Here is a 22,044-nt window from a genome sequence, read left to right on the forward strand (position 1 = left end):
GCATGGACTTCCGACTCGACGAGGACCAGCGGGCGCTGCGGCGCGGCGTACGGGAGCTGCTCGCGGCCCGCTTCGGGCACGAGGCCCTGCGGGCGGCCGTGGACGCCGGCGGGGTGCTCGACCGGGCGCTGTGGCGGGAGCTGGGCGCGGCCGGGTTCTTCGCGCTGCGGCTGCCGGAGGCGGACGGCGGCGCCGGGCTCGGGCTGCCGGAGGCGGTCCTCGTCTTCGAGGAGGCCGGCCGGGCGTTGCTGCCGGGCCCGCTCGTGGCCACGCACCTGGCGGCCGGACGGGTGCCGGGCGCGGCCGAGGGTGAGGTGGTGGTGGCGCGGGCCGACGGCGAGCTCGTGGAGTGGCTGGACGCGGCGGACGAGGTGCTCGGTGCCGCGCAGGGAGCCGTGCCGATCCGGTCGGTCGATCCGCTGACGCCCCTGCACCGGCTGCCCGGCGGCGCCCCGGGCCCGCTCGCGCAGGAGGCCTCGCTCCTCACCGCCGCCGAGCAGCTCGGCAGCGCCGCCCGCACCACCGAGCTGGCCGTCGCGCACGCCCGGGTGCGCGAGCAGTTCGGGCAGCCGATCGGCGCGTTCCAGGCCGTCAAGCAGTTGTGCGCGCAGATGCTCGTACGAACGGAAGTAGCCCGCGCGGCCGTCTACGCCGCCGCCGTCACGGCCGACCCGGTGGAGATCGCGGGCGCCCGGCTGCTCGCCGACGAGGCGGCGGCCGGCTGTGCCCGGGACTGTCTGCAGGTGCACGGCGGCATGGGTTTCACCTGGGAGGCCGATGTCCATCTGCATCTGAAGCGGGCCTGGGTGCGGGCCGGGCGGGGGCTCGGCGGGGCGGTGGCGGAGGAGCTGGTGGCGGCGGCCCTCGAACCGGCGCCGTGACGCGGCCGGTCCGGGGGGTCACACAGTGTCGATATCGGGTTGTGTCCTTCGACCCGGCCGTCACGGGCCGGAGTCGACCCCGGCCTCCGGTACGCTCCGTGGGATGCGAGAGCTTGTGGGCCCGGTGTGCGCCGGTGCCGCCCCTGCGGCGGCTCCGGGTCCCGGAATGCCCGCCGCTCGCGCCCCCTGGCGGCGTTTCACGCGCCCCTGTTCGACTCCCTGCGGCGTGCGTCGCACAGTATGGACCATGCGTACTCCTTCGCGCTGGAATATGCCCGAAGCGCTTGTTGCGGTGACTGTACGTCAACCATGCTGTCCCACAAGGGAATCACGTTCCGTTAGGTCGTCGAGGACGCCGGTTCGGATGGTGTGAACGGTGCAGGTGCTTCAGGTTCAGTTGGAGGTCGGGGCCGACCCGGCAGAGGTGGGCCGCGCCCGGCGTTGGGCGCGTTCGCGGTTGGCCGGGTCGGGGATAGGCGATGACGAGCCGCTCGCGGAGACGCTGGTGCTGCTCATCTCCGAGCTCGTGACCAACGCGGTGGTGCACACGGGCTGTCCGGCCGTGCTGCGGATGCTGTTCGGCGGGGGCGGGGTGCGCGTCGAGGTCGCCGACCGCAGCGACCGGCCGCCGCGCCCCCGGCACGCGGCCGGCGAGGACACCAACGGGCGCGGCCTGGAGCTGGTGGACGGGCTGGCGGACCGCTGGGGCTGGCAGCGCGAGGGCGCGGGCAAGAGCATCTGGTGCGAGGTGGACCGGGCTCCGGCCGGGTCGGCCGCGTCGCCGGACGCCGTCGCGGCGGTGTCACCCACCCGGGCGTGGTGTTGACGGTTCGTGCCGAATTGATCACTCTTGGGTGAGCGATTCGTCGCGCGAGGGGAGTCGAGGGGCGTGGCCCCTCGACGAGCGCGGGTCGTGACGGGTGGCGGCCGTTGTCGTGCCGTGCTCGGGGCGCGCGCGAGTGCGCCGCCACCCGCGGTTCCGCTCCGCGCCGCGGTCCGGAACGCCGTTGCGGCGGTCTAGAACACGGCGACAGGTGCCACCGGTGTGCCCGTGCCGCCCACGAAGGGCTCGGGCATGGCGGAGAGCAGGAACGCGTAGCGCCGTTCCCGTGCACAGGTTGTGGACAAGGTCTCCAGGTTCCAGTTCTGTCCCTGGAGCATGCCCATCTCGACCAGGTCGAGCGCGTGCACGGGCAGCCACAGGTCCTCGATCTCCGGCGGGAAGATCTCGAAGGTGAGCGTGTCGTTGGCGACCGCGGCCACGTCGCGCGCGTGGAACCACTCGGGCGTGCGGACGGACAGGCCGGGTGACGGGAAGGCGTAGCCGTGCTTGTCGCCGGCCAGGTACACCTGCATCTGTCCGGTCCGCACGAGTACGACGTCCCCGGCCCGGACCGTGACCCCGCCGAACTCGGCGGCCTCGTCCAGGTCTTCCGGCGTCACCGCGTGCTCGCCGGGCAGCCGGTCCAGGCCCTTGGCCGCGGCGACGTCGAGCAGGACGCCCCGGCTGACGACGTGCCGCGCGGTGTGGATGCCGCTGAACTCGGAGCGGCCGTGCGCGGTGACGGTGGCGGCCGGGCGGCCGTTGTAGATCCGGCCCGAGTGCGAGACATGGGTGAGGGCGTCCCAGTGGGTGCCGGCCTGGAGGCCGAGGGTCACGGCGTCGTCGCTGGTGGCGACCGTGCCGGGGCCGAACAGCTCCTGGTTGATCTGCACCATCACGTGCAGCGGGTTGACCCGGCCCGGGATCATGCCGGTCTGTACGCCGTCCTGTTCGAGGTCGACGGCGAGCGGGATCCGCTGCCCGGTGCGGACGGTGGCGGCGGCCTCGCGCACGACCTCGTCGGTGATCAGGTTGAGCGTGCCGATCTCGTCGTCCCGGCCCCAGCGCCCCCAGTTGTTGACGCGCTTGGCGATCTCGTGGAATTCGGGTGGAAGGGGCATCGGGCGCCTCCGGGGTCTTGTTTTCCGGTATCTGACGGGCCGTAGAATCCTGCCGACGAAGGAATCTAACGGACCGTCAGAAACCCGGGAAGGGGCCGGTCGTGGGGAACTTCTTGGCAGGAAAGGTCGTCGCCGTCACGGGCGCGGGACGCGGCATCGGCCGCGCGGTCGCGCTCGCTTGCGCGGCGGAGGGCGCGAAGGTCGTCGTCAACGACTACGGGGTGTCCATCGAGGGCGGTGAGCCCACCAGCGAGATCGCCGAGTCCGTCGTCAAGGAGATCGAGGCGGCGGGCGGCGCGGCCGTCGCCGTCGCCGACGACATCTCGACGATGGCGGGCGGACAGCGGATCGTCGACGTGGCACTCGCCGAGTACGGGCGGATCGACGGCGTCGTGTGCGTGGCCGGCATCCTGCGCGAGCGGATGCTCTTCAACATGTCCGAGGAGGAGTGGGACCCCGTCGTCGCCACCCACCTCAAGGGCACCTTCACCGTCTTCCGCGCCGCCTCGGCCGTCATGCGCCGGCAGGGCTCCGGCACGCTCATCGGCTTCACCAGCGGCAACCACCAGGGCTCCGTCGCCCAGGCCAACTACTCGGCCGCCAAGGGCGGCATCATCTCGCTCGTCCGCAGCGCGGCGCTCGGACTCCACAAGTACGGGGTCACGGCGAACGCGGTCGCGCCCGTCGCCCGCACCCGCATGTCGGCCAACGTGCCGATGACGCTCAAGGAGATCGGCGAGCCGGAGGACGTCGCCGCGCTCGTCGTCTACCTGCTCTCCGACCGGGCCAGGGCCGAGCGGATCACCGGCCAGGTCTACACGATCGCCGGCCCCAAGATCGCCGTCTGGGCGCAGCCGCGCGAGCTGCGCGCCGGCTACGCGGAGGGCGGCGCGTGGACGCCGGAGCGGATCGCGGACTTCCTGCCGGGCACGGTGGGCATCGACCCGATGCCGCTGCTCGTGCAGCTGGAGGAGATGGCGCGCGCGGCCGCCGCCGGAGAGCGCCCCAACTCCCGCAAGGAGAACGGATCATGAGAGGTGTCGTCTTCGACGGCAAGGAGGTCCGGGTCGTCGACGACCTGGAGATCCGCGAGCCCGGACCCGGCGAGGTGCTCGTCGGCATCCGCGCCGCCGGGCTCTGCCACAGCGACCTGTCCGTCGTCGACGGCACGATCCCCTTCCCCGCGCCCGTCGTCCTCGGCCACGAGGGCGCGGGGGTGGTGGAGGCCGTCGGCCCCGGCGTCACCCATGTCGCCCCCGGCGACCACGTCGCCCTGTCCACCCTCGCCAACTGCGGCGCCTGCGCCGACTGCGACCGCGGCCGGCCCACCATGTGCCGCAAGGCGATCGGCATGCCCGGCCGGCCGTTCTCCCGCGCCGGCACACCCCTCTTCCAGTTCGCTTCGAACTCCTCCTTCGCCGAGCGGACCGTCGTCAAGGCCGTGCAGGCGGTGCGGATCCCGCGGGACATCCCGCTCACCTCGGCCGCGCTCATGGGCTGCGGCGTCCTCACCGGCGTCGGCGCCGTCCTCAACCGGGCGAAGGTGGCGCACGGCGAGACCGTCGTCGTCATCGGCACCGGCGGCATCGGCCTCAACGTCCTCCAGGGCGCCCGGATCGCGGGCGCGACGACGATCGTCGCCGTCGACACCAACCCGGCGAAGGAGGCCACCGCCCTCCGCTTCGGCGCCACCCACTTCCTCACCTCGACCGACTCCGTACGGGAGATCCTGCCCACCGGCGCCGACCACGTCTTCGAGTGCGTCGGCCACACGGGCCTGGTCCGCACCGCGATCGACCTCCTCGACCGCCACGGCCAGGCGATCCTGCTCGGCATGACGGCCCCCACCGCCGAGGCGAGCTTCCCGCCCGCCGCGATGTTCCTCGACAAGTCGGTCCTGGGCTGCCGCTACGGCTCCTCGCGCCCGCAGAAGGACATCGCGCTCTACGCGGAGCTGTACCGCTCGGGCCGGCTGCTGCTCGACGAACTCGTCACCGCCACCTACCCGGTGGAGGAGTTCGCCCGCGCGGTCGAGGACGCCGAACAGGGGAAGGTGGCGCGGGGCGTGCTGACGTTCTGAGCGGCGCCGCCACGGGGCCCGCGCGGGCGGGGAAACACGGTGGGCTTCGGGGGCGTGCGCGGTTACGGTCCTGAGCCATGTCCTATCGCGAGCTCGCCACCCGTCCCGTCCTCGCCTGGTGCGCCGTCACCGCCGCCTCCCGGCTGCCCGTGGCCATGGCACCGCTCGCGGTGGTCTTCCTCGTGCGCGAGCAGCCCGGCGGCTACACCCTCGGCGCGGTGCTCGCGGCCGTGTACGTCGTCGGGGAGATCGTCGCCGCGCCCGTCCTCGGCGTACGGCTGAACGCCGAGCGGGCCCGGCCGCAGCTCGCCGCGGGGCTCGCCGTGGGCGCGGCCGGGTTCGCGGGACTCGCGGCCGCCGGGGGCACGGCGAGCCCCGTCGTCCTCGGCGCGCTCGCCTTCCTCGCCGGTGCCGGACCCGCCGCCGTCCCCGGCGCCCAGCGCGCCCTGCTGACCAGCGTAGTCCCGGAACGGGCCGTCACCCAGGCGATGAGCATGGAGTCGGTGCTGACCTTCGTCATCTGGGCCGCCGCCCCGGCCCTCACGACCGGCCTCGCCCTCGGCGTCGACCCGGCCGGGCCGCCGCTGCTCCAGGGCGTGCTGATGGCGCTCGCGCTCGCCGGCCTGTGGCTGCTGCCGCGCGGCTGGCAGGCCGGGAAGAAGGACGACGAGGGCTCCATCGGCGGGGTCCTGGCCCGCGCCTGGCCCGTGTACGTCACCGGCGCCGCCGGGCTCACGCTGCTCGCGCTCGCCGAGCTGCTCCTGCCCGCCCTGCTCGAACAGCGCGCGATCCCGATCGGCTGGGCGGGCCCGCTGCTCGCCGGCTTCTCCGTCGGCTCGGCCGTCGGCGCGTTCGTCTACGGCCTGCGCGGCACCTGGCCCGGCCGGCTGCCCGTGCAGTCCGCCGTGCTCATCACCGCCGTGTCGGCGGGCATCGCGCTGGCCGCCGTGCTGCCCTGGACGGCCGCCATCGCCGTCGCCCTCGCCGCCGCCGGACTCCTCCAGGCCCCCGCCAGCCTCACCCGCAACCTCGCCCTGCGCCAGATCCTGCCGCCCGGCGCGCTCGCCGCCGGTTACTCGGTGATGTACGCGGCGGTCGGCGCCGGCTACGCCGCCAGCGGCACGCTCGCGGGCGCGCTGCTGAAGACCGTGGCGCCGTCGACGGCCATCCTGTGCGGCGTCGTGCCGACCCTGGCGCTCACCGCGCTCGGTCTGTGGGGCGAGCGCCGCATCGCGCCGGACCGCACGCGGCCGGCGGTCCGGCGGCCGGCCGCGCCGGACCGTCCGCGGACCGCGGATTCCGACCGGTGACCCGGCCCGGGCACACCCGTGGACGGCGCGCCCCGCCCGCGGCCTCACACGCCGTCGGCCCGCGGCGCGGCGATCGTCCGGCCGAGGCGTTCGGCGGAGGCCGGCGCGCCGAAGTCCTCGGCCCGGGCCTGGGCCTCGGTGCCGGCCTCGGCCCGGGCCTGGGCCTCGGTGCCGGGCGCCGAACCGTTCAGCGGGGTGGCGTCGGCGTACCGGACCTCGTAGACCCGCTCGGCGAACCGCCAGCCCTCGGCCGTGCGCCGGTAGGTGTCGTGGTAGATCGCGAAGTTCTGGCCCGAGCGGCCGTCGCGCAGCCGGGCGAGCTCCTGCATGTAGGTGCGGCCGGTGGCGGTGTCGCCGTCGATGCGGATCACGCCCGGGTGGCTGTTCTGCACGAAGAAGTCCCACTGGCTCTGCAGGCGTTCGCCGCCGGCCAGGATCTGCTCGCGGCCGATGAACTCGACCGGGACGTTCGGCATGCGCAGGACGGCGTCGGCGGTGAACAGCGCGGCGAGACGGGGGCGGTCGCGCATCATCGCCGCGTCGGTGAACTCGCCGCGCAGCGCCTCGATCTCGACGCGGTCGGCGATCTCCTGGAAGTTGTTCATGGTCGGTCAGCGTCCTGTCCTGTCGAAGGCGTGTTCCTCTTCGCCACCCCGACGAGACAGCTCCGCGAAGTGTGAGGCGCCGCGCCCGGGACGGGCCCGGACAGACGGCGGCCGGGACCGGTGCCGGCCGGGACAGGTGCCGCCGGGACCGGTGGCGGCCGGGCGGGCGTCAGCCGGGCGTCGTCGCCCGGAACGTGCGCCGGTAGGCCGTCGGCGTCACCCCGATCGCGCTCTGGAGGTGCACCCGCAGCGACTGGGCGGTGCCGAAGCCGGAGTCGTGGGCGATCTGGTCGACGGGCAGGTCGGTGGACTCCAGCAGGTGCCGGGCCCGCTCGACGCGCTGCTGGGTGAGCCACTGGCCCGGGCTGATGCCGACCTCGTCACGGAAGCGGCGGGTGAAGGTCCGCACGCTCATCGACTCCCGTACCGCCAGGTCCCGCAGCTGGATCGGCTCGTGGAGATGGGCGAGCGCCCAGGCGCGGGCCGTGGTCGTGGTCGAGGTGCCGGCCTCGGGCAGCGGGCGGGCGATGTACTGCGCCTGGCCGCCGTCGCGGTGCGGCGGCACGACCGTGCCCCGGGCCACCGCGTTGGCGACGGCCGTGCCGTGGTCGCGGCGCACGATGTGCAGGCACAGGTCGATCCCGGCGGCCACGCCCGCCGAGGTGAGGACGTCGCCGTCGTCCACGTACAGCACGTCCGCGTCGACCCGGACCTTCGGGAAGAGGCGCTGGAAGTGGTCGGCGTGCGCCCAGTGGGTGGTGGCCGGGCGGCCGTCGAGCCAGCCGGCGGCGGCGAGCACGTACCCGCCGGTGCAGATGGAGACGATCCGGGTGCCGGGCCGGACGTGCGCGAGGGCGGCGGCCAGCTCGGGCGTCAGCCTGCCCTCCTCGTAGACCGGGCCCAGCTCGTACGAGGCGGGCACGACGACCGTGTCGGCGGTGGCCAGCAGCTCCGGTCCGTGCTCGACGTGGACGGCGAAGTCGGCATCCGTCTGGACCGGTCCCGGCGCGGTGGCGCAGGTGAGGATCTCGTACAGCGGACGGCCGTCGGGGTCCTTGGCCCGGCCGAATATCCGGTGCGGGATGCCGAGTTCGAAGGGCAGCAGGCCGGGCAGGGCGAGGACGGCGACGCGGTGCGCCCGCATGCTGAGCTCCCTCCGTAAAAGAGTGGTGGTCCAGACCACCATGCTGTACCTGTGTCTGTTCGTGACGGACAACACCTACAAGTCTGAGGCCGCCGAGCGGATTCCCGTGCCGGCGGTGCCCCGCGCTCTCTGGAACCGTAACTTCCGGCTCTTCTTCGTCGCCCGCGCCGTCGCCGTCTTCGGCGAGGGCATGGTCCCGGTCGCCTTCGCCGCCGCGCTCACCGGCGCCGGCTACCCGGACGCCTCCGTCGGCTACACGCTCGGCGCCTGGACCGGCGCCTTCGCCCTCTTCGTCCTGTTCGGCGGCGTGCTCGCCGACCGCTTCACCGCCCGCCGGATGATGGTCCTGGCCGATCTGCTGCGGCTGCCCGGCGCGCTCGTCCTCGCCGTCTCCTTCAGCACCGGCAGCCCGCCGCTGTGGTCGGTCTACGCGCTCTCCGCGCTCAGCGGCGTCGGCGCGGCGCTCTTCCAGCCGGGCGTGGCCTCCACCATCCCGCGCATCGCGCCGGACGTGCAGAGGGCCAACGCCGTCATCCGGGTCGTCGAGGCGCTGATGACGATGGCGGGCCCGGGGGCCGCCGGTCTGCTCGTCGCGCTGTGGAGCGCGGGCGCGGCCTTCGCCGTCAACGCGGTGTGCTTCGCGCTCAGCGCCGTCTGCTTCACGCTGCTGCGCGTGGCGCCCGCCCCGTCCGACGGGATGCGGCGTGGCTCGATGCTCACCGAAATGGCCCTGGGCTGGCGGGAGTTCAGGTCGCGGAGCTGGCTGTGGGGGGTGATCGCGATCTGGACGGTGTACGGCCTGACGGTCTCGGGCCCGATGGTCCCGCTGACCGCGACCCTGATCACCGGCGCGTACGGCTCCGCCACCTACGGCGTCCTGATGACCGTCATCGGCGCGGGCAGCGCCGCCGGCGGTCTGCTCGCCGTCCGGCTGCGCCCGCGCCGGCCGCTGGCGGCGGGCGCGGTGGGCCTGCTCGGCCTGCCGGTGTTCCTGGCGCTGCTCGGTACGGGCGCCGCCGTGCCGCTGCTGTACGCGGGCGGGTTCGTCGAGGGCGCGGCCTTCGCGTTCTGGCTGGTGATGTGGTCGACGTCGGTGCAGACGCATGTGCCGCAGGAGGCGCTGAACCGGATGCACGCCTACGACATCGCCGGATCGCTGCTGATGATGGGCGTCGGCCGGGCGCTGTCGGGGCCGGTGGCGGCGGTGGTCGGGACGGAGAAGGTGCTGCTCGCGGGCGCGGGGATCGCGGTGCTGGTGGTGACGGCGCTGCTGGTGGTGCGCCCGATCAGGACGCTGCCGAGGCTGTAGGGGGCGGCGTGACCCGGTCCGTTGGCGGTCCGTTGGCCCGGCCCGTTGGCCCGTTGGCCCGTTGGCCCGTTGGCCCGTCCGCGTCGTGTCTCGATCCGTTGGCCCGGTCCGTGCCGCGGTCCGTCGGCCCGATCCGTGGCCCGATCCGGGTCCTGCCCCGATCTATTGGCCCGATCCGTTGGAAACATGTCATTCGGGCCAATGGCCGGGGCGGGGGTCCCGGCCGGATTCTGAGTGACGTGACCCAGACAACCGAGACCCCCGCCTCCGCCCGTACCCCGGCCACCGCTCCAGGCGCCCCGCGCGTCCACCGCGCCTGGTTCGTCGCCGCCGTCACCTTCGTCACGATCATCGGCGCGGCGGCCTTCGCGTCCCTGCCCGGCCTGCTCATCGAGCCGCTGCACGGCGAGTTCCACTGGTCGCGCGGCACGATCGGCTTCGCGGTGTCGGTGAACCTGGCGCTCTACGGACTGACGGCGCCGTTCGCCGCCGCGCTCATGGACCGCTTCGGCATCCGCCGGGTCGTGGCCGTGGCGCTGAGCGTGATCTCGCTCGGCTCGCTGCTCACCGTGTGGATGACGGCGGCCTGGCAGCTCGTCCTCTACTGGGGCCTGCTCGTCGGCCTCGGCAGCGGCTCGATGGCGCTCGCGTTCGCCGCGACCGTCACCAACCGCTGGTTCGTCGCCCGGCGCGGCCTGGTCACCGGCATCCTGACCGCGGCCGGAGCCTCCGGCCAGCTGGTCTTCCTGCCGCTGCTGTCCTGGCTGGTCGAGCGGCACGGCTGGCGTCCGGCCGCCGTGACCGTCGCCCTCGCCGCGGCCGCCGTCGTGCCGTTCGTCTGGCTGCTGCTGCGCGACCACCCGGCGGACGTGCGGCTCGCCCCGTACGGCGGCGAGTACGCCGAGAAGCCCGCGCCCGTCACGGGCGCCGCCCGCCGCGCCCTCGCCGTCCTCCTCCGCGCGGCCCGCACCGGCCCCTTCTGGTTGCTCGCCGGCTCCTTCGCGATCTGCGGCGCCTCGACGAACGGTCTGGTCAAGACGCACTTCGTGCCCGCCGCGCACGACCACGGCATGCCGGTGACGGCGGCGGCCGGACTCCTCGCGGTCATCGGCGTCTTCGACGTCGTCGGCACGATCGCCTCCGGCTGGTTCACCGACCGCTTCTCGCCGCGCCGCCTGCTCGCCGTCTACTACGCGCTGCGCGGGATCTCCCTGCTCTTCCTGCCGATGCTCCTCGCGCCGTCCGTCCACCCGCCGATGCTGTTCTTCATCGTCTTCTACGGCCTCGACTGGGTCGCCACCGTCCCGCCGACGATCGCGCTGTGCCGCGAGCACTACGGCGACGACTCCGCGATCGTCTTCGGCTGGGTCCTCGCCTCGCACCAGGTCGGCGCCGCCTTCATCGCCTTCGCCGGCGGCCTCGCGCGGGACGTCTTCGGCTCGTACGACATCGTCTGGTACGCGGCGGGCGCGCTCTGCGCGGCGGCGGCGCTGATGGCGCTGGTGATCCGGCGGCCCCGGGTGCGGCAGGAGGCCCTGGCCGTGTAGGTTGCTGCCGGGAGGGGATTTGAATGCGTTCAGAACTTCCGGATTTGTATGCCCGTGGGCCGGTACGGCCCCCGGCGCAGACGTGGGCACGGGTGGGGGACCGGCTCGGCGCGATCCTCGTGGTGTCGATGGCGGTGCTGGGCTTCGAGGCGGCGATCGTCGGGATCGTGCCGTGCATGTGGGCCGCCAGTGTCGCCTCCACCCCGATGACCGTCGTTCTCATGCTGATGCTCGTGCCCGTCTCCGCGGTGGCCGGCACCGCCCTCGGCGCCCTGCTGTCGGTCGCCGTGGTGGCCCCGCTGCTCGTGCTCGCCGGCTGGACCGGCCGCCGGATAGGGGGACGCGAGTCCTGGTACTGGGTGCCCGTCCTGCTCGCCGTCGTCACCGCCGTGCCGGCCCTGGGCTGGGCGGCGGAGGCGGAAGCCGGGATCCTGCCGGGGCTCGTGGTGTGGCTCCTGGGCACCGCCGCGCTCGCCGCCCCGGCCCTGGCCGCCCGCCGGCTGCTGCTGCCGGACCGCCCGTACGTCACCGGAGGCGTGATGTTCGGCTGGGTGGCGCTGATCGGGACGCCCTTGCTCCTCGCCGCTCTGATGCTCGCCGTCTTCTCGCCGTGGACCGGGATCGTCTTCGAGCCCCCGTGGGCGGACGCCGTGCGCACCGCCGTGACCTGAGCCGGTGACACGGAGGGCCGCGGCGCCGGCGGCGGCGGTCGTCGTGCCGTTCGTGCTGCTCGGCCGGCGGCGGCGGTCGTCGTGCCGTTCGTGCTGCTCGGTGAGGCCGCCGCGCGCCGGATCGCTCGTCCGGCCCTCGGGCTCGGCAGCCTCGTTCAGCTCTCGAAGTGCCCGAACCGGCCCCGGTGGAACAGCAGCGGCTCCCCGCCCTCGTCGGCCGCGCCCAGCGCCTCCACCCGGCCCACCACGATCAGGTGGTCGCCGCCGGTGTGCACCGCCGAGATCGTGCAGTCCACCCACGCCGGGGCGGCGGGCAGCCGGGGCGAGCCGGTCGACGGGGCCGGGTGCCACTCCACGCCCGCGAACTTGTCACCGCCGCTCACCGCGAAGCCGCGGCACAGTCCGCCCTGGCCCGCGCCGAGGATGTTGACGCAGAAGCGGCCCGCGCGGGCGATCCGGGGCCAGGTGGTCGACGTACGGGCCACCATGAAGACGACCAGTGGCGGGTCGAGCGACAGCGAGGCGAAGGACTGGCAGGCGAAGCCCGCCGGGCCGTCCTCGTCGAGCGCCGTCACGATCGTGACGCCGCTCGCGAAGTGCCCGAGCACGCGCCGGAACTCGGCGGCGTCCACCGGCGCTCTCTCGTCGTCCCCCACGGCGCGCAGCGCGGGCCGGGGGAGGGCTTCCACGGCCGTGGGCGCACCGGCCGATCTGAGGTATCGGACGGCGGTGGCCGCCATCCCAGCGTGTCCCATCACGCCACTCATTGAAGCTGACGCTTCGTCAGATAGGAAGCCTCGGGGCTCGGTCCGCGTCCGCACCGCCCACCGCCGCCTCGTAGGCGAGCAGCGTGTCCATGAACAGCCGCCGCTGCTCCGCCGTCAGCGGCCCGAGGGCCTTCCGCCAGGCCGCCGCGCCCGGCGCCGGCCGGGCCGTGATCGCCGGCTCGTGGGCGTCGGCGATCCGCACGATCCGCCGCCGGTCCCGCTCGTCCTCGCGGCGCTCCAGGAGGCCCTTACGGCTGAGGCGCCGACCAGGAGGCTGACGGTCGTCGGCGCGACCTCCAGGCGGGCGGCGAGCTCGTTGACGGACATCGCGCCGTCGAAGAGGAGCAGGGCGAGCAGGGAGAGGCGGCGCGGGGCGAGCGCGAGGGAGCCGAGGGCCTCGGCGAGGCGTCCGCAAGCAGACGATCGTCACGATCGAGGGCGTTCCCGAGGGGCGCACGGGCGTCGTCGGCACCCTCGCGCAACGGCGCCTACCGCCCTCGCGTAACGGCGCCTACCGCCCTCGCGTAACGGCGTCCACCGCCCTCGTGCGCCGGCGTCTACCGCCCCTCGTACGGGGGCGTCCACCGCCCTCGTACGCCGGTGTCTACCGCCCCTCGTACGCCGGCGTCCGCCGCTCCACGAACGCCGCCACGCCCTCCCTGGCGTCCCGCGTCGTCATGCACAGCTCCTGCGCCGCCGCCTCCGCCGCGAAGGCGGTGGCGCGGTCGGCGTCCAGGGAGGCGTTGACCAGCTGCTTGGTGAGCGCGAGGGCGCGCGTGGGCCCCTGGGCGAGGCGTTCGGCCCACTCACGGGCGGTCTTGGCCAGCTCCTCGGCCGGGACGACCCGGTTGACCAGGCCGAGGGCCGCCGCGTCGGCCGCCGGGACGGCGTCGCCGAAGAACATCAGCTCCTTCGCCCGCTGCGGCCCGATCAGCCGCGGCAGCAGATACGCGCCGCCGCCGTCCGGCACGATCCCGCGCCGCACGAACACCTCCACGAACGTCGCGGACTCCGCCGCGAGCACCAGGTCGCAGGCGAAGGCCAGATGCGCCCCGAGCCCGGCGGCCGTGCCGTTCACCGCCGCGATCACCGGCTTCTCGCATTCGAGGACGGCCCCGACGAAGCGCTGCGCGCCGCGCCGGATCATCCGCGCCACGTCCCCCTGCACCGGGTCGCCGGCGGAGGCGGACGGCCCGCCGCGCAGGTCCGCGCCCGCGCAGAAGCCCCGCCCGGTCGCCGTGACGACCACCGCCCGGACCGCCGGGTCGGCCGAGGCGTCCGCGAGGAGGCCGATGATCCGCTCGCGCTGCTCCCAGGTGACCGCGTTCATCGCGCCGGGCCGGTTGAGGGTGATCCACGAGACGCCGTTCTCGACGGCGTGCAGTACATCGGACAAGGCCGGCTCCTATCGGCAGACCGCGAGCGCGTCCAGGGCCACCGCGCCCTGCCCGCGCGGCAGCACCATCAGCGGATTGATGTCCAGCTCCTCCAGCTCCCCGTCGAGTTCCAGCGCCATGCGCTGCACCCGCAGGACGACCTCCACCAGCGCGTCCACGTCCGCCGCCGGCGCCCCCCGCACCCCGTCGAGCAGTGCCCGCCCGCGCAGCTCGCCGAGCATGTCCCGGGCCTCGCGCTCGCCGAACGGCGGTACGCGTACGGCCGCGTCGTTCAGCACCTCCACGAGCACGCCGCCGAGCCCCACCGTGACCGTGGGCCCGAAGAGCGGGTCCCGGCTGACGCCGACCACCATCTCGACGCCGCGCCCGACCATCTGGCACACCAGGACGCCGTCCAGGTCGACGCCCTCGTAGCGGGCGATGTCGGTCAACTCCTTGTAGGCGTCCCGGATCTGGCTCGCCGACGTCAGCCCGACCTTCACGAGCCCCAGCTCGGTCTTGTGCGCGAGCTGCGCGCCGGACGCCTTCATCACCACCGGGTAGCCGACCAGGCCGGCCGCGCGCACGGCCGCCGCCGCGCTGGTCACCAGCTGCTCGCGCGGCACCCGGATCCCGTACGCCCGCAGCAGCTGCTTCGCCGCGTGCTCGCTCAGCCGGTGGCCGGGCCGCATCAGGGCCTGGGCCTTGCGCAGCGAGGGGGACGGGGTGCGCGGGGCCTCGTCGAAGGGGGAGCGGTAGCCGGTGGTGAAGCGGTGGTGGTCGAGGTACGCCTTGACCGCGCCGATGCAGTTGCCGAAGGTGCGGAAGGTGGCGACCCGCGACGAGCCGAGCAGCGTCGTCCGGTAGGCGTCCTCGGTGCCCAGCGGCGAGCCCCACACCACGCACACCAGCTTGTCGGTCTGCTCCGCCGCCTCCACCAGGTCCCGCGCGAGCTTGTCGCTCATGGGCGGGAAGGGGCCGGTGATGGGGCAGATCAGCACGCCGACCTCCGGGTCGGCGAGGATCGCGTCGATGATCTTCCGGCCGCGCCAGTCGCCGACCGGATGCCCGCCGTTGTCGACCGGGTTGGCCACGCTCAGGTAGTCGGGGATCCACTGGTGCAGCTCGTCCTGCCTGGCCTGCGAGAGCGTGGGCAGCCGCAGGCCGGCCGCCGTGGCGAGGTCGGAGAAGTGGGCGCCCGTGCCGCCGGAGATGGAGTAGACGACGACGCCGTCCGCGACCGGCCTGCGGGCCCGGGCGAGCAGCGCGGCGGTGTCCTGGAGCTGGTCGAGTCCGTCGACCCGGATCACCCCGAACTGCCGCATGGCCGCGTCGACGACCTGGTCCGCGCCGGTCAGCTTGCCGGTGTGCGAGGCGGCCATCCGCGCGCCGGCCTCCGTGCGGCCGACCTTGACCGCGACCACCGGCACCTGGCGGCGGGCGGCCTGGTCGGCGGCGAGCAGGAAGGACCGGCCGTCCTTCAGGCCCTCCACGTAACAGGCGATGGCGCCGACCTCGGGCCGGTGCGCGAAGTACGAGACGAAGTCGGCGGTCTCCAGGTCGGCCTCGTTGCCGGTCGGCGCCCAGTGCGAGAGCCGGACGCCCAGCTCCTGCAGGGTGAAGACGGGCCGGCCCTGGTGTCCGGACTGGGTGATCAGCGCGATCGCCGGCCCGTCCAGGTCGTCCCGGAAGCGCTCGAAGGCGTTGAGGTTGGTGTTCGGCCCGAGCAGCCGGAGCCCGGAGCGCCCGACGGCCGCCGCGAGCCGCTCCTGAGCCGCCGCGCCCGCCTCGCCCGTCTCGGCGAAGCCGGAGGCGAAGGCGACCGCGAACTTCACCTTGGCCGCCGCCAGTTGCTCGACGACGGGCAGTGGATCGGCGACCAGGAGGACGGCGAGGTCGACCTCGACGCCGAGTGCGGCGAGATCGCCCACGGAGGCCACGCAGTCGATTCCGAACACGGCCTCGCGCGCCGGATGCACGGGCACGACCCGCGCCCCGACCCGCTCGGCCCAGTCGATCAGCTGCCGGGTGATGCCGGTGTTGGGCCGCCCCTCGGCGTCCGAGGCCCCGACGACCGCGACCACCTCGGGCCGGAAGAACCGGTCCAGGTCCGGCACGGGCGCGTGCAGCGCCCGCCCGCTGACGTCCGTGTCGCCCTCGACGGCGACCGCGCCGTGCACGGCCACGCGGGCGGCGGGCTGCTCGCCGCAGGCGACGACGCGGGCGCTGAGGTCGGTGGTGAAGGTGCCGTGGGTCGATCCAAGCATCGCGTCATCCCTTCTCTGACTATCCGTCAGATTACAGAACTGACGAGTAGTCAGGAATAGGCGCGTCGCCGCCCTTTCGCGAACGCTTCCGCTTGCCTCTCCGCCTAGCCCTGCGCCTGGCCCTGCGCCGTCCTGCGTCTAGCCCTTCACTCCCGCCTTCGCCCGGTCCCTGGTCCGGCCCTTCGCTATCCGCTTCGCGATCTTCTCCGCGTCGAGCGCGAGCTCCCGCAGTATCCCGCTGATCGGATTGGTGAAGCCGGTGAAGTAGAGCCCGGGGTACGCGCGCGGGCACCGTGCTCCGCGCACCGCCGGCCGTCCCCGCTCGTCGAGCACGCCCAGGTGGCCGACCAGCGGTTCGAGCCCGCGCTCGTAGCCGGTCGCGGCGATGACGGCCTCCGGGGAGATCCGCGAGCCGTCCGCGAGGACGACCTCGGCGCCGTCGAAGCCGGTCACGGCGGCCACCGGCTCGACCTTCCCGGCCCGCACGGCGGCGACCAGGCCCACGTCCTGCACCGGGATCGCGCCCTCGCCGGCCCGCGTGTACAGCCCGCCGGTCGGCCGTGGCAGGCCGTGCGAGGACAGGTCGGCGGTCATGAAGCGGCCGGCCAGGCTCGTCAGCCGGTCCACCAGGCCCACCGGCAGCCGCCGTACGAGCACGCCGTTGCGCTGCGTGGGCCAGCCGAGGGTCGAGCGGCGCACGATGTACGGCGCGGTGCGCACCGCGAGCCGGACCCGGGCGGCGCCGCCCTCCGCCAGGTCGGCCGCGATCTCGGCGCCGGTGTTGCCGGCGCCGACGACGAGGACGTCACGGCCCTCGTAGGGGGCCGGGTTGCGGTAGGAGCCGGCGTGCAGGAGTTCCCGGCCGTGGGTGTCGGCGTACGCGGCGGAGCCGGGCCACTCGGGCAGCCGGGGCGTGTGGTTGTAGCCGGTGGCCACGACGACGGCGGAGCCGACGAGCCGCCGCCCCCCGGTCCCGTACAGCACCCAGTCGCCGTCCTCCCGCTCGACGCGGTCGACCTCCACGCCGGTCACGATCTCCAGGTCGTGGAACTCGGCGTACTTCTCCAGGTAGCGCACCACGTCCGCGCGGGCCACCCAGCGTCCGAAGGAGCGCGGGATCCGCAGGCCCGGCAGGCCGGACAGCCGGCGGGTGGTGTGCAGCCGGAGCCGGTCGTAGTGGTGGCGCCAGGAGTTGCCGATCGCGTCCGACTTCTCCAGGACGACGGCCCGTACGCCGCGCCCGCGCAGCGCGGCCGCGACGGCGAGTCCGCCGGGTCCGCCGCCGATGACGTAGACGGGATGGGTCAGGGGGGTGGTCATGACTGCTGAGCGTAATGACGCGTACACGCCGTGGGTCTCGGTCAAGAGGGAGTTCGGTTGCGAATCGATCACGGGTGCAGAGGTCTTGCGAAGAGGTGGCGCCATCCGCTGAACTGACGGCCTGTCAGATTTCATGTGTCCGCCCGTCGCCGAGGAGGAACGGCCCATGCAGACGATCTGGCTCAGCGGTGCGGAATGGCTCGCCGTCCTCCGTATCGGCCTCGGCCTGTGGTGGCTGGAGAGCTGGCGCCACAAGGACAGGAAGGGCTGGTTCGAGCGCGGCACCGGCATCGCCTGGGCGGCCGACGTCGCCGGCAGGCACAAGTGGCCGGCCGTGAAGCGCGGCTTCGAGACCGTCGTCGCCCCGCGCCCCAAGCTCATGGCGTACGTCGTCGTCTACGCCGAACTCGCCCTCGGCCTCGGCCTGATCACCGGCCTGCTCACGCCCGTCGCCCTCGTCGGCGGCCTGCTGCTCAACCTGCTCTACCTCACGCTGATGATCCACGACTGGGCCGAGCAGGGGCAGAACGCGATGATGGCGCTGATCTCCCTCGTCGCCCTCTTCGCCATGTCCTGGCAGACCTGGTCCCTGGACCACGCGACCGGACTCTTCTGAGGGGACTGTTCTCATGACGGCGACGCCGGACATCGACGCCTTCACCCGCCCTTACTGGGACGCCGCGCGCGAAGGCCGCCTCCTCGTCCGCCACTGCACGGCCTGCGACCGCCCGCACCACTACCCGCGCGAGTTCTGCCCGCACTGCTGGAGCGAGGACGTCGAGTGGCGGACGGCGAGCGGCCGCGCGGTGCTCTACACCTGGTCCGTCGTCCACCGCAACGACCTCCCGCCGTTCGGCGAGCGCGTGCCGTACGTGGCGGCGGTCGTCGACCTCGCCGAGGGGCCCCGGATGATGACCGAGGTCGTGGGCGTGGAGGAGAGCGAGCTGCGGATCGGGATGGACCTGGAGGTCACGTTCCGGGAGGAGGGTGACCTCCAGGTCCCGGTGTTCGGACCGCGACCACGGTGTCCGTCCCGCTAGCGCCGCCCGCCCATCTCCCAGTCGTGCACCTCGACGTCGGCGTACGCGTCCGCCGTCAGCAGCGCCCGCGCCGCCTCCGCGTCCGGCGCCCGCAGGATGGCCGCGGTGCCGAGCCAGGTGGTGCCGTCGTCGGAGAGCAGCGGCCCGTACGCGATGAGGTCGCCGTCCGGGTCGGCCGGCACGGCCAGATCGGGCGCGGCGGCGGTGCCGGTGCCGGTGCCGGTGCCGGTGCCGCCGTCCGTGTCGGAGGCGGTGTCGGTGCCGGGGGCCAGGCGTACGGGCAGGCCGAGGCCGAGCACCAGATAGCGGTTGCCGCCGGTGCGGCCGCCCGGGTACTCCCACATGGTGCGGCCGAGCGCGTTCCGCCAGCGCCGCACCATCACGTCCCGGTAGGCGCCGGCCTGGTAGTTCGGCTCGTCGAAGGCGAACGCGCGGGCCGCGGCCGGGTCCGGCAGCTCGACGATGTGGACGCTGCCGGTGAGCGTCTCGGCGGCGCGGTCGAAGGTCGGACCGCGCGCGATGAGCTGCTGCTCGTAGCCGTCCATGTACGACCAGTGGGCCTCGCCGAGTTCCTGGCGCAGCGGCAGCGAGCCCGGCCGGTCGCGGTGGTAGCAGAGGAATTCCATGGCCCGAGGATCCGTGCCGGGCGGCGGCCCTGTCGAGGGGTTTCCCGGGGCGGGCTCCGCGCGGGCTTGCGGTTGACGCTGCGGCAACTCCTACGGTCTTCGTGTGGGGCCGGACGGACCGGCCCCGGCGATGGAAGGACACCGTCATGGCCTGGTCGATCGCGGACGTGGCCCGGATGTCCGGGGTGACCTCCCGGACCCTGCGGCACTACGACGAGATCGGCCTGCTGCCACCGGCGTGGACCGCGGGCAGCGGACACCGCTACTACGAGGAGTCCCAGCTGCTGCGGCTCCAGCAGATCCTGCTCATGCGGGAGCTGGACGTGGGCCTGCGCGAGATCCAGGCCGCCTTGGACGGCGAGGCCGACCGGGTGGCCGTCCTGCGCGAGCACCACGCCAGGCTGCTCGCGGAACGGAACCGGCTCGGCACCCTGGCCCGTACGGTCGCCCGCACCATCGCCTCACTCGAAAGCGGCAGCGAAAGCGAAAGCGGAAGTGAGGACAGGAAGAACATGGTGAAGATCAACCGCCCCGAGAACCTCTTCGAGGGCTTCCAGCCCGACCCCGGGCTGGAGGCCGAGACGCAGGCGCGCTATCCGGAGGCGTACGAGCAGTCCCGGCAGGCCGTCGAGGCGCTGACCCCGGAGACCAGCGAGCAGTGGCAGCGCGAGGTCACCGCCCAGATGATCCGCTTCGCCGAGTTCATGGCCGCCGGCACCCCGGCCGGCGACCCGGCCGTCCAGGCCGAGGTCGACGTCCACTACCAGGACGTCTGCCGCTTCTGGACCCCGAACGCCGAGGCGTACCGGGGGCTCGCCGCGACCTACGCCGACGACCCGCGCTTCCGCCAGAACTTCGACGCGATCGCCGAGGGCCTGGCCGAGTACCTGCGCGACGCGATGGGCATCTACGCGGACGCCAGGCTGAGCTGACCGACCGGACCGGCCGGACCGGCCGGACCGGGCTGTCGACGGGCTGCAGACCGTCGGCAGGGCCTCGCCGGAAAGCGGGAGGCGAGCGGCATGACCGCTTCTGACAGCACGGCGCGTACCGGGGCCGACGTCACACGGGTGCTCGGCGCCCCCGGCGACGCGTCAACGCTTGGTCCTGGTCACCACCGCGCCGAAGAGCGCGATGCCCTTGACGGTCACGCGCGGGGTGCCCGGCTTTCCGATGCGCTTCGCCGCACGCTTGTCGAAGGCGCCGAACAGCCCGAAGCCCTTCACCTCGACCTCCACGTCCTCCGGGACCCAGATCTTGGTGCCGCCCCACAGCGCGACGGCCCGGATCACCGTGTCCTGGCTGCTGAACCGGGCCTCGGTCAGGTCGAGTCGACCGCCGCCCCACATCGACCACGTGGTCATCCGGGCCGGCACGACCCACTGCCCCTTGCGCACGAAACCGCCGAAGATCCCGGCGAGGAAGGTGCCGGACGTCGGTGGCCGGTCCACGACGAGCGCGTCCCGCGGCCCCGGCTCCGGCAGGCCCCGGCAGGCGGCCTCCAGATCGCCCCGGGTGCGGGCCGCGTGCACCTCGTCGAGCCGGCCGCCGAGCTGGTCGAGCGGCAGCCGCCCGGTCTCGACGGCGGAGCGCAGCCGCTCCTCGGCGGCGTTGCGCTCGGCGTCCGAGGCGAGGATGCAGAGGTCGTGGCCGGTGTGCTTTTCCAACATCAGGTCAACCCTCCGAGATGGGCGGCGAGTACGGAGGAGAGGGCGGCGCGGTACGCCTCGTCGCGCCCGGGTTCGTCGGGGTCGTGCCCGAGGTCGGTGAGCCAGTAGCGCCGGCCCATCGCGTACCCGTACGCGCCGGACATCGCGAGCAGCACGACCATCTCGATCCGCGCCCGGTCCGGCATCTCGGGCGCGGGCAGCACGGTGCGGACGCCGTCCTCGATCGCGTCGACGAGCCGGGACAGGCTGGTGGGGGAGTCGGGGGCCTTCTCGACGTCCCAGTCGTGGAGGTTGGACCACGCCCACAGCCGGACGTACCGCTCGTCGCCGAGGATCTCGAAGAGCACCTCGGTCATCCCGCTCGCGTACGGCACCCGCCCGTCGGCCCGCATCCGTTCCCGCACGAGCTCCCGCTTGCGCTCGTTCTCCCGCTCCAGGACGGCCCGCACGAGCGCGCGGTACGTCCCGAAGTAGTGCGTCACGAGCCCGTGCGTCACCCCGGCCGCCTCCGCGACCCGCCGCAGCCCGACCCCGTCCGGCCCGTGGCGGGCGATGAGGTCGGTGGCGGCGTCGAGGATCTCGGCGCGGGCCTGCTCGGGGGTGCGGCGCCTGCGTCGTTCGGTGGTCATGGCCGGGTGCCCTCGCCCTCGCGCGCTCTCCTGTGAGCCTATTAGCAAGGTGGACAATATCCTGTTGTCCAGGTGGCTAACAAGCGGTTCGGGGTGTGTCTTCCAGCAGCCGGCTCCGGCGGTCGGCCGAGACCTGGCAGCTCGCGACCGGGGCGGCTCCACGACCCGGTCCGCTGGTCCATCGGGGTACGACCCGTGACGCGCCCCGCGCCCGGTGGAACGCATGTACACATGGCCCCCGATCCGGACCCCGGCCTCGTCCTCGACCGGCTCCTCCAGCACCGCATCATCCACATCGCCGAGCCGATCACCGCCGGGACCGCCGACCGCGTCACCGCCCAGCTGTTCCTCCTCGCCGCCGAGGACGACGACCGCCCCATCACCGTCTACGTCAACTCGACGGGCGGCTCCGTCCCCGCAGGCATGGCGATCTACGACGCCATGCAGCACATCCGCAACGACGTCACCACCATCGCCCTCGGCTACTGCGCCTCCATGGCCCAGTTCCTCGTCACCGCCGGCACCCCGGGCCGCCGCCACGCCCTCCCCAACACGCGCCTGATGCTGCACCTGCCGTCCTTCGCCGACGCGGCGACGGCCGACGGCGAGGGCACGCCGGTCGACGAGCTGCGCTACACCCGGCAGCGCATCACGGAACTCCTCGCCCGCCACACCCACCGCGCCACCGCGCGGATCGTCGCCGACTTCGCCGACGACCGCTGGCTCACGCCCGAGGAGGCCAAGGAGTACGGCCTCATCGACGACGTCCTGGACAGCGCGGAGTAGGGCCGGTCCGGCCGGCCACCGGTGCCTTTGTGCGCCGGCCGGAAAGCGCATGCGGACCGCCGGTCCGGCCGC

The 22,044-nt window shown here is 73.9% G+C and carries 22 protein-coding genes and 1 pseudogene; 12 read left to right on the plus strand and 11 right to left on the minus strand.

Going from position 1 to position 22,044, the window contains the following annotated elements; all coding sequences use genetic code 11:
- Positions 1–2 precede the first annotated feature (2 nt).
- Both ACFYU9_RS11910 and ACFYU9_RS11915 read left to right on the plus strand, forming a co-directional pair.
- Positions 3–881, plus strand: a complete 879-nt coding sequence (locus ACFYU9_RS11910) for an acyl-CoA dehydrogenase family protein (protein ID WP_389204961.1) — start codon at positions 3–5, stop codon at positions 879–881.
- A gap of 376 nt (positions 882–1,257) precedes the next feature.
- Positions 1,258–1,707, plus strand: a complete 450-nt coding sequence (locus tag ACFYU9_RS11915; RefSeq protein WP_389204960.1) for an ATP-binding protein — start codon at positions 1,258–1,260, stop codon at positions 1,705–1,707.
- Between the two features lie 191 nt (positions 1,708–1,898).
- On the opposite strand, the gene ACFYU9_RS11920 is transcribed toward ACFYU9_RS11915, so the two are convergent.
- Complete coding sequence (locus tag ACFYU9_RS11920) at positions 1,899–2,825, minus strand: cyclase family protein (RefSeq protein ID WP_389204959.1); 927 nt, start codon at positions 2,823–2,825, stop codon at positions 1,899–1,901.
- Positions 2,826–2,926: 101 nt separating this feature from the next.
- On the opposite strand from ACFYU9_RS11920, the gene ACFYU9_RS11925 reads away from it, so the two are divergent.
- From ACFYU9_RS11925 to ACFYU9_RS11935, 3 genes are all read left to right on the plus strand, one after another.
- A complete protein-coding gene (locus ACFYU9_RS11925) occupies positions 2,927–3,859 on the plus strand; it encodes an SDR family oxidoreductase (protein ID WP_389344410.1) in 933 nt (310 codons plus the stop codon).
- Positions 3,856–4,905 (plus strand): Zn-dependent alcohol dehydrogenase, encoded by a 1,050-nt coding sequence (locus tag ACFYU9_RS11930; protein WP_389204957.1) that lies wholly within the window; start codon positions 3,856–3,858, stop codon positions 4,903–4,905. Before ACFYU9_RS11925 ends, ACFYU9_RS11930 begins: the two co-directional genes overlap by 4 nt.
- A gap of 77 nt (positions 4,906–4,982) precedes the next feature.
- Entirely contained in the window at positions 4,983–6,215 is a 1,233-nt protein-coding gene (locus ACFYU9_RS11935; protein WP_389204956.1) for an MFS transporter, read from the plus strand.
- 44 nt (positions 6,216–6,259) lie between these two features.
- Here the strand turns inward: ACFYU9_RS11935 and ACFYU9_RS11940 are convergent, their stop codons facing one another.
- Together ACFYU9_RS11940 and ACFYU9_RS11945 are read right to left on the minus strand one after the other, a co-directional pair.
- Complete coding sequence (locus ACFYU9_RS11940) at positions 6,260–6,820, minus strand: nuclear transport factor 2 family protein (RefSeq protein ID WP_389344412.1); 561 nt, start codon at positions 6,818–6,820, stop codon at positions 6,260–6,262.
- Positions 6,821–6,989: 169 nt separating this feature from the next.
- Positions 6,990–7,964: a GlxA family transcriptional regulator gene (locus tag ACFYU9_RS11945; RefSeq protein WP_389204954.1), complete on the minus strand. Its 975-nt coding sequence runs from the start codon at positions 7,962–7,964 to the stop codon at positions 6,990–6,992.
- A gap of 40 nt (positions 7,965–8,004) precedes the next feature.
- On the opposite strand from ACFYU9_RS11945, the gene ACFYU9_RS11950 reads away from it, so the two are divergent.
- The 3 genes from ACFYU9_RS11950 to ACFYU9_RS11960 all read left to right on the plus strand — a co-directional run bounded on the left by ACFYU9_RS11950 (position 8,005) and on the right by ACFYU9_RS11960 (position 11,491).
- Positions 8,005–9,273 carry an MFS transporter gene (locus ACFYU9_RS11950; protein ID WP_389205291.1) on the plus strand — a complete coding sequence of 423 codons (1,269 nt, stop codon included), beginning with the start codon at positions 8,005–8,007 and terminating at the stop codon, positions 9,271–9,273.
- 239 nt (positions 9,274–9,512) lie between these two features.
- Complete coding sequence (locus ACFYU9_RS11955; protein WP_389204953.1) at positions 9,513–10,820, plus strand: MFS transporter; 1,308 nt, start codon at positions 9,513–9,515, stop codon at positions 10,818–10,820.
- 92 nt (positions 10,821–10,912) lie between these two features.
- Positions 10,913–11,491 carry a hypothetical protein gene (locus ACFYU9_RS11960; protein WP_389204952.1) on the plus strand — a complete coding sequence of 193 codons (579 nt, stop codon included), beginning with the start codon at positions 10,913–10,915 and terminating at the stop codon, positions 11,489–11,491.
- Between the two features lie 155 nt (positions 11,492–11,646).
- Here ACFYU9_RS11960 and ACFYU9_RS11965 read toward each other — a convergent pair whose 3' ends face one another.
- The 5 genes and pseudogenes from ACFYU9_RS11965 to ACFYU9_RS11985 all read right to left on the minus strand — a co-directional run bounded on the left by ACFYU9_RS11965 (position 11,647) and on the right by ACFYU9_RS11985 (position 17,221).
- Positions 11,647–12,258 carry a flavin reductase family protein gene (locus ACFYU9_RS11965; protein ID WP_389344414.1) on the minus strand — a complete coding sequence of 204 codons (612 nt, stop codon included), beginning with the start codon at positions 12,256–12,258 and terminating at the stop codon, positions 11,647–11,649.
- A gap of 16 nt (positions 12,259–12,274) precedes the next feature.
- Positions 12,275–12,654: pseudogene (locus tag ACFYU9_RS11970) on the minus strand (MarR family transcriptional regulator); the annotation flags it as partial.
- A gap of 208 nt (positions 12,655–12,862) precedes the next feature.
- The gene (locus tag ACFYU9_RS11975; protein WP_389344416.1) at positions 12,863–13,654 is read right to left on the minus strand and encodes an enoyl-CoA hydratase/isomerase family protein; all 792 of its coding nucleotides are present in this window, start codon (positions 13,652–13,654) and stop codon (positions 12,863–12,865) included.
- A gap of 9 nt (positions 13,655–13,663) precedes the next feature.
- On the minus strand, positions 13,664–15,901 hold the full coding sequence (locus tag ACFYU9_RS11980; protein ID WP_389344418.1) for an acetate--CoA ligase family protein: 2,238 nt from the start codon (positions 15,899–15,901) through the stop codon (positions 13,664–13,666).
- A 138-nt stretch (positions 15,902–16,039) separates the two neighbouring features.
- Positions 16,040–17,221, minus strand: a complete 1,182-nt coding sequence (locus ACFYU9_RS11985; RefSeq protein ID WP_389344419.1) for a flavin-containing monooxygenase — start codon at positions 17,219–17,221, stop codon at positions 16,040–16,042.
- Between the two features lie 166 nt (positions 17,222–17,387).
- Between ACFYU9_RS11985 and ACFYU9_RS11990 the strand changes: the two genes are divergently transcribed.
- Positions 17,388–17,837, plus strand: a complete 450-nt coding sequence (locus ACFYU9_RS11990; RefSeq protein WP_389204947.1) for a DoxX family membrane protein — start codon at positions 17,388–17,390, stop codon at positions 17,835–17,837.
- Positions 17,838–17,850: 13 nt separating this feature from the next.
- Positions 17,851–18,261, plus strand: a complete 411-nt coding sequence (locus ACFYU9_RS11995) for a Zn-ribbon domain-containing OB-fold protein (protein ID WP_389344421.1) — start codon at positions 17,851–17,853, stop codon at positions 18,259–18,261.
- Here the strand turns inward: ACFYU9_RS11995 and ACFYU9_RS12000 are convergent.
- A complete protein-coding gene (locus tag ACFYU9_RS12000) occupies positions 18,258–18,887 on the minus strand; it encodes a YciI family protein (protein WP_389344423.1) in 630 nt (209 codons plus the stop codon). The two genes, ACFYU9_RS11995 and ACFYU9_RS12000, sit on opposite strands and share 4 nt — an antisense overlap.
- A gap of 146 nt (positions 18,888–19,033) precedes the next feature.
- Between ACFYU9_RS12000 and ACFYU9_RS12005 the strand changes: the two genes are divergently transcribed.
- A complete protein-coding gene (locus ACFYU9_RS12005; RefSeq protein WP_389344425.1) occupies positions 19,034–19,819 on the plus strand; it encodes a MerR family transcriptional regulator in 786 nt (261 codons plus the stop codon).
- Positions 19,820–19,981: 162 nt separating this feature from the next.
- On the opposite strand, the gene ACFYU9_RS12010 is transcribed toward ACFYU9_RS12005, so the two are convergent.
- Positions 19,982–20,557, minus strand: a complete 576-nt coding sequence (locus ACFYU9_RS12010; RefSeq protein ID WP_389344427.1) for a DUF1707 domain-containing protein — start codon at positions 20,555–20,557, stop codon at positions 19,982–19,984.
- Positions 20,557–21,186: a TetR/AcrR family transcriptional regulator gene (locus tag ACFYU9_RS12015; RefSeq protein WP_389204942.1), complete on the minus strand. Its 630-nt coding sequence runs from the start codon at positions 21,184–21,186 to the stop codon at positions 20,557–20,559. Before ACFYU9_RS12015 ends, ACFYU9_RS12010 begins: the two co-directional genes overlap by 1 nt.
- Before the next feature lie 231 nt (positions 21,187–21,417).
- On the opposite strand from ACFYU9_RS12015, the gene ACFYU9_RS12020 reads away from it, so the two are divergent.
- Positions 21,418–21,972, plus strand: a complete 555-nt coding sequence (locus ACFYU9_RS12020; protein WP_389204939.1) for a ClpP family protease — start codon at positions 21,418–21,420, stop codon at positions 21,970–21,972.
- Positions 21,973–22,044: the final 72 nt, after the last annotated feature.

Source organism: Streptomyces sp. NPDC004327, assembly GCF_042873935.1.
In the GTDB taxonomy this organism is placed as follows: Bacteria; Actinomycetota; Actinomycetes; order Streptomycetales; family Streptomycetaceae; genus Streptomyces.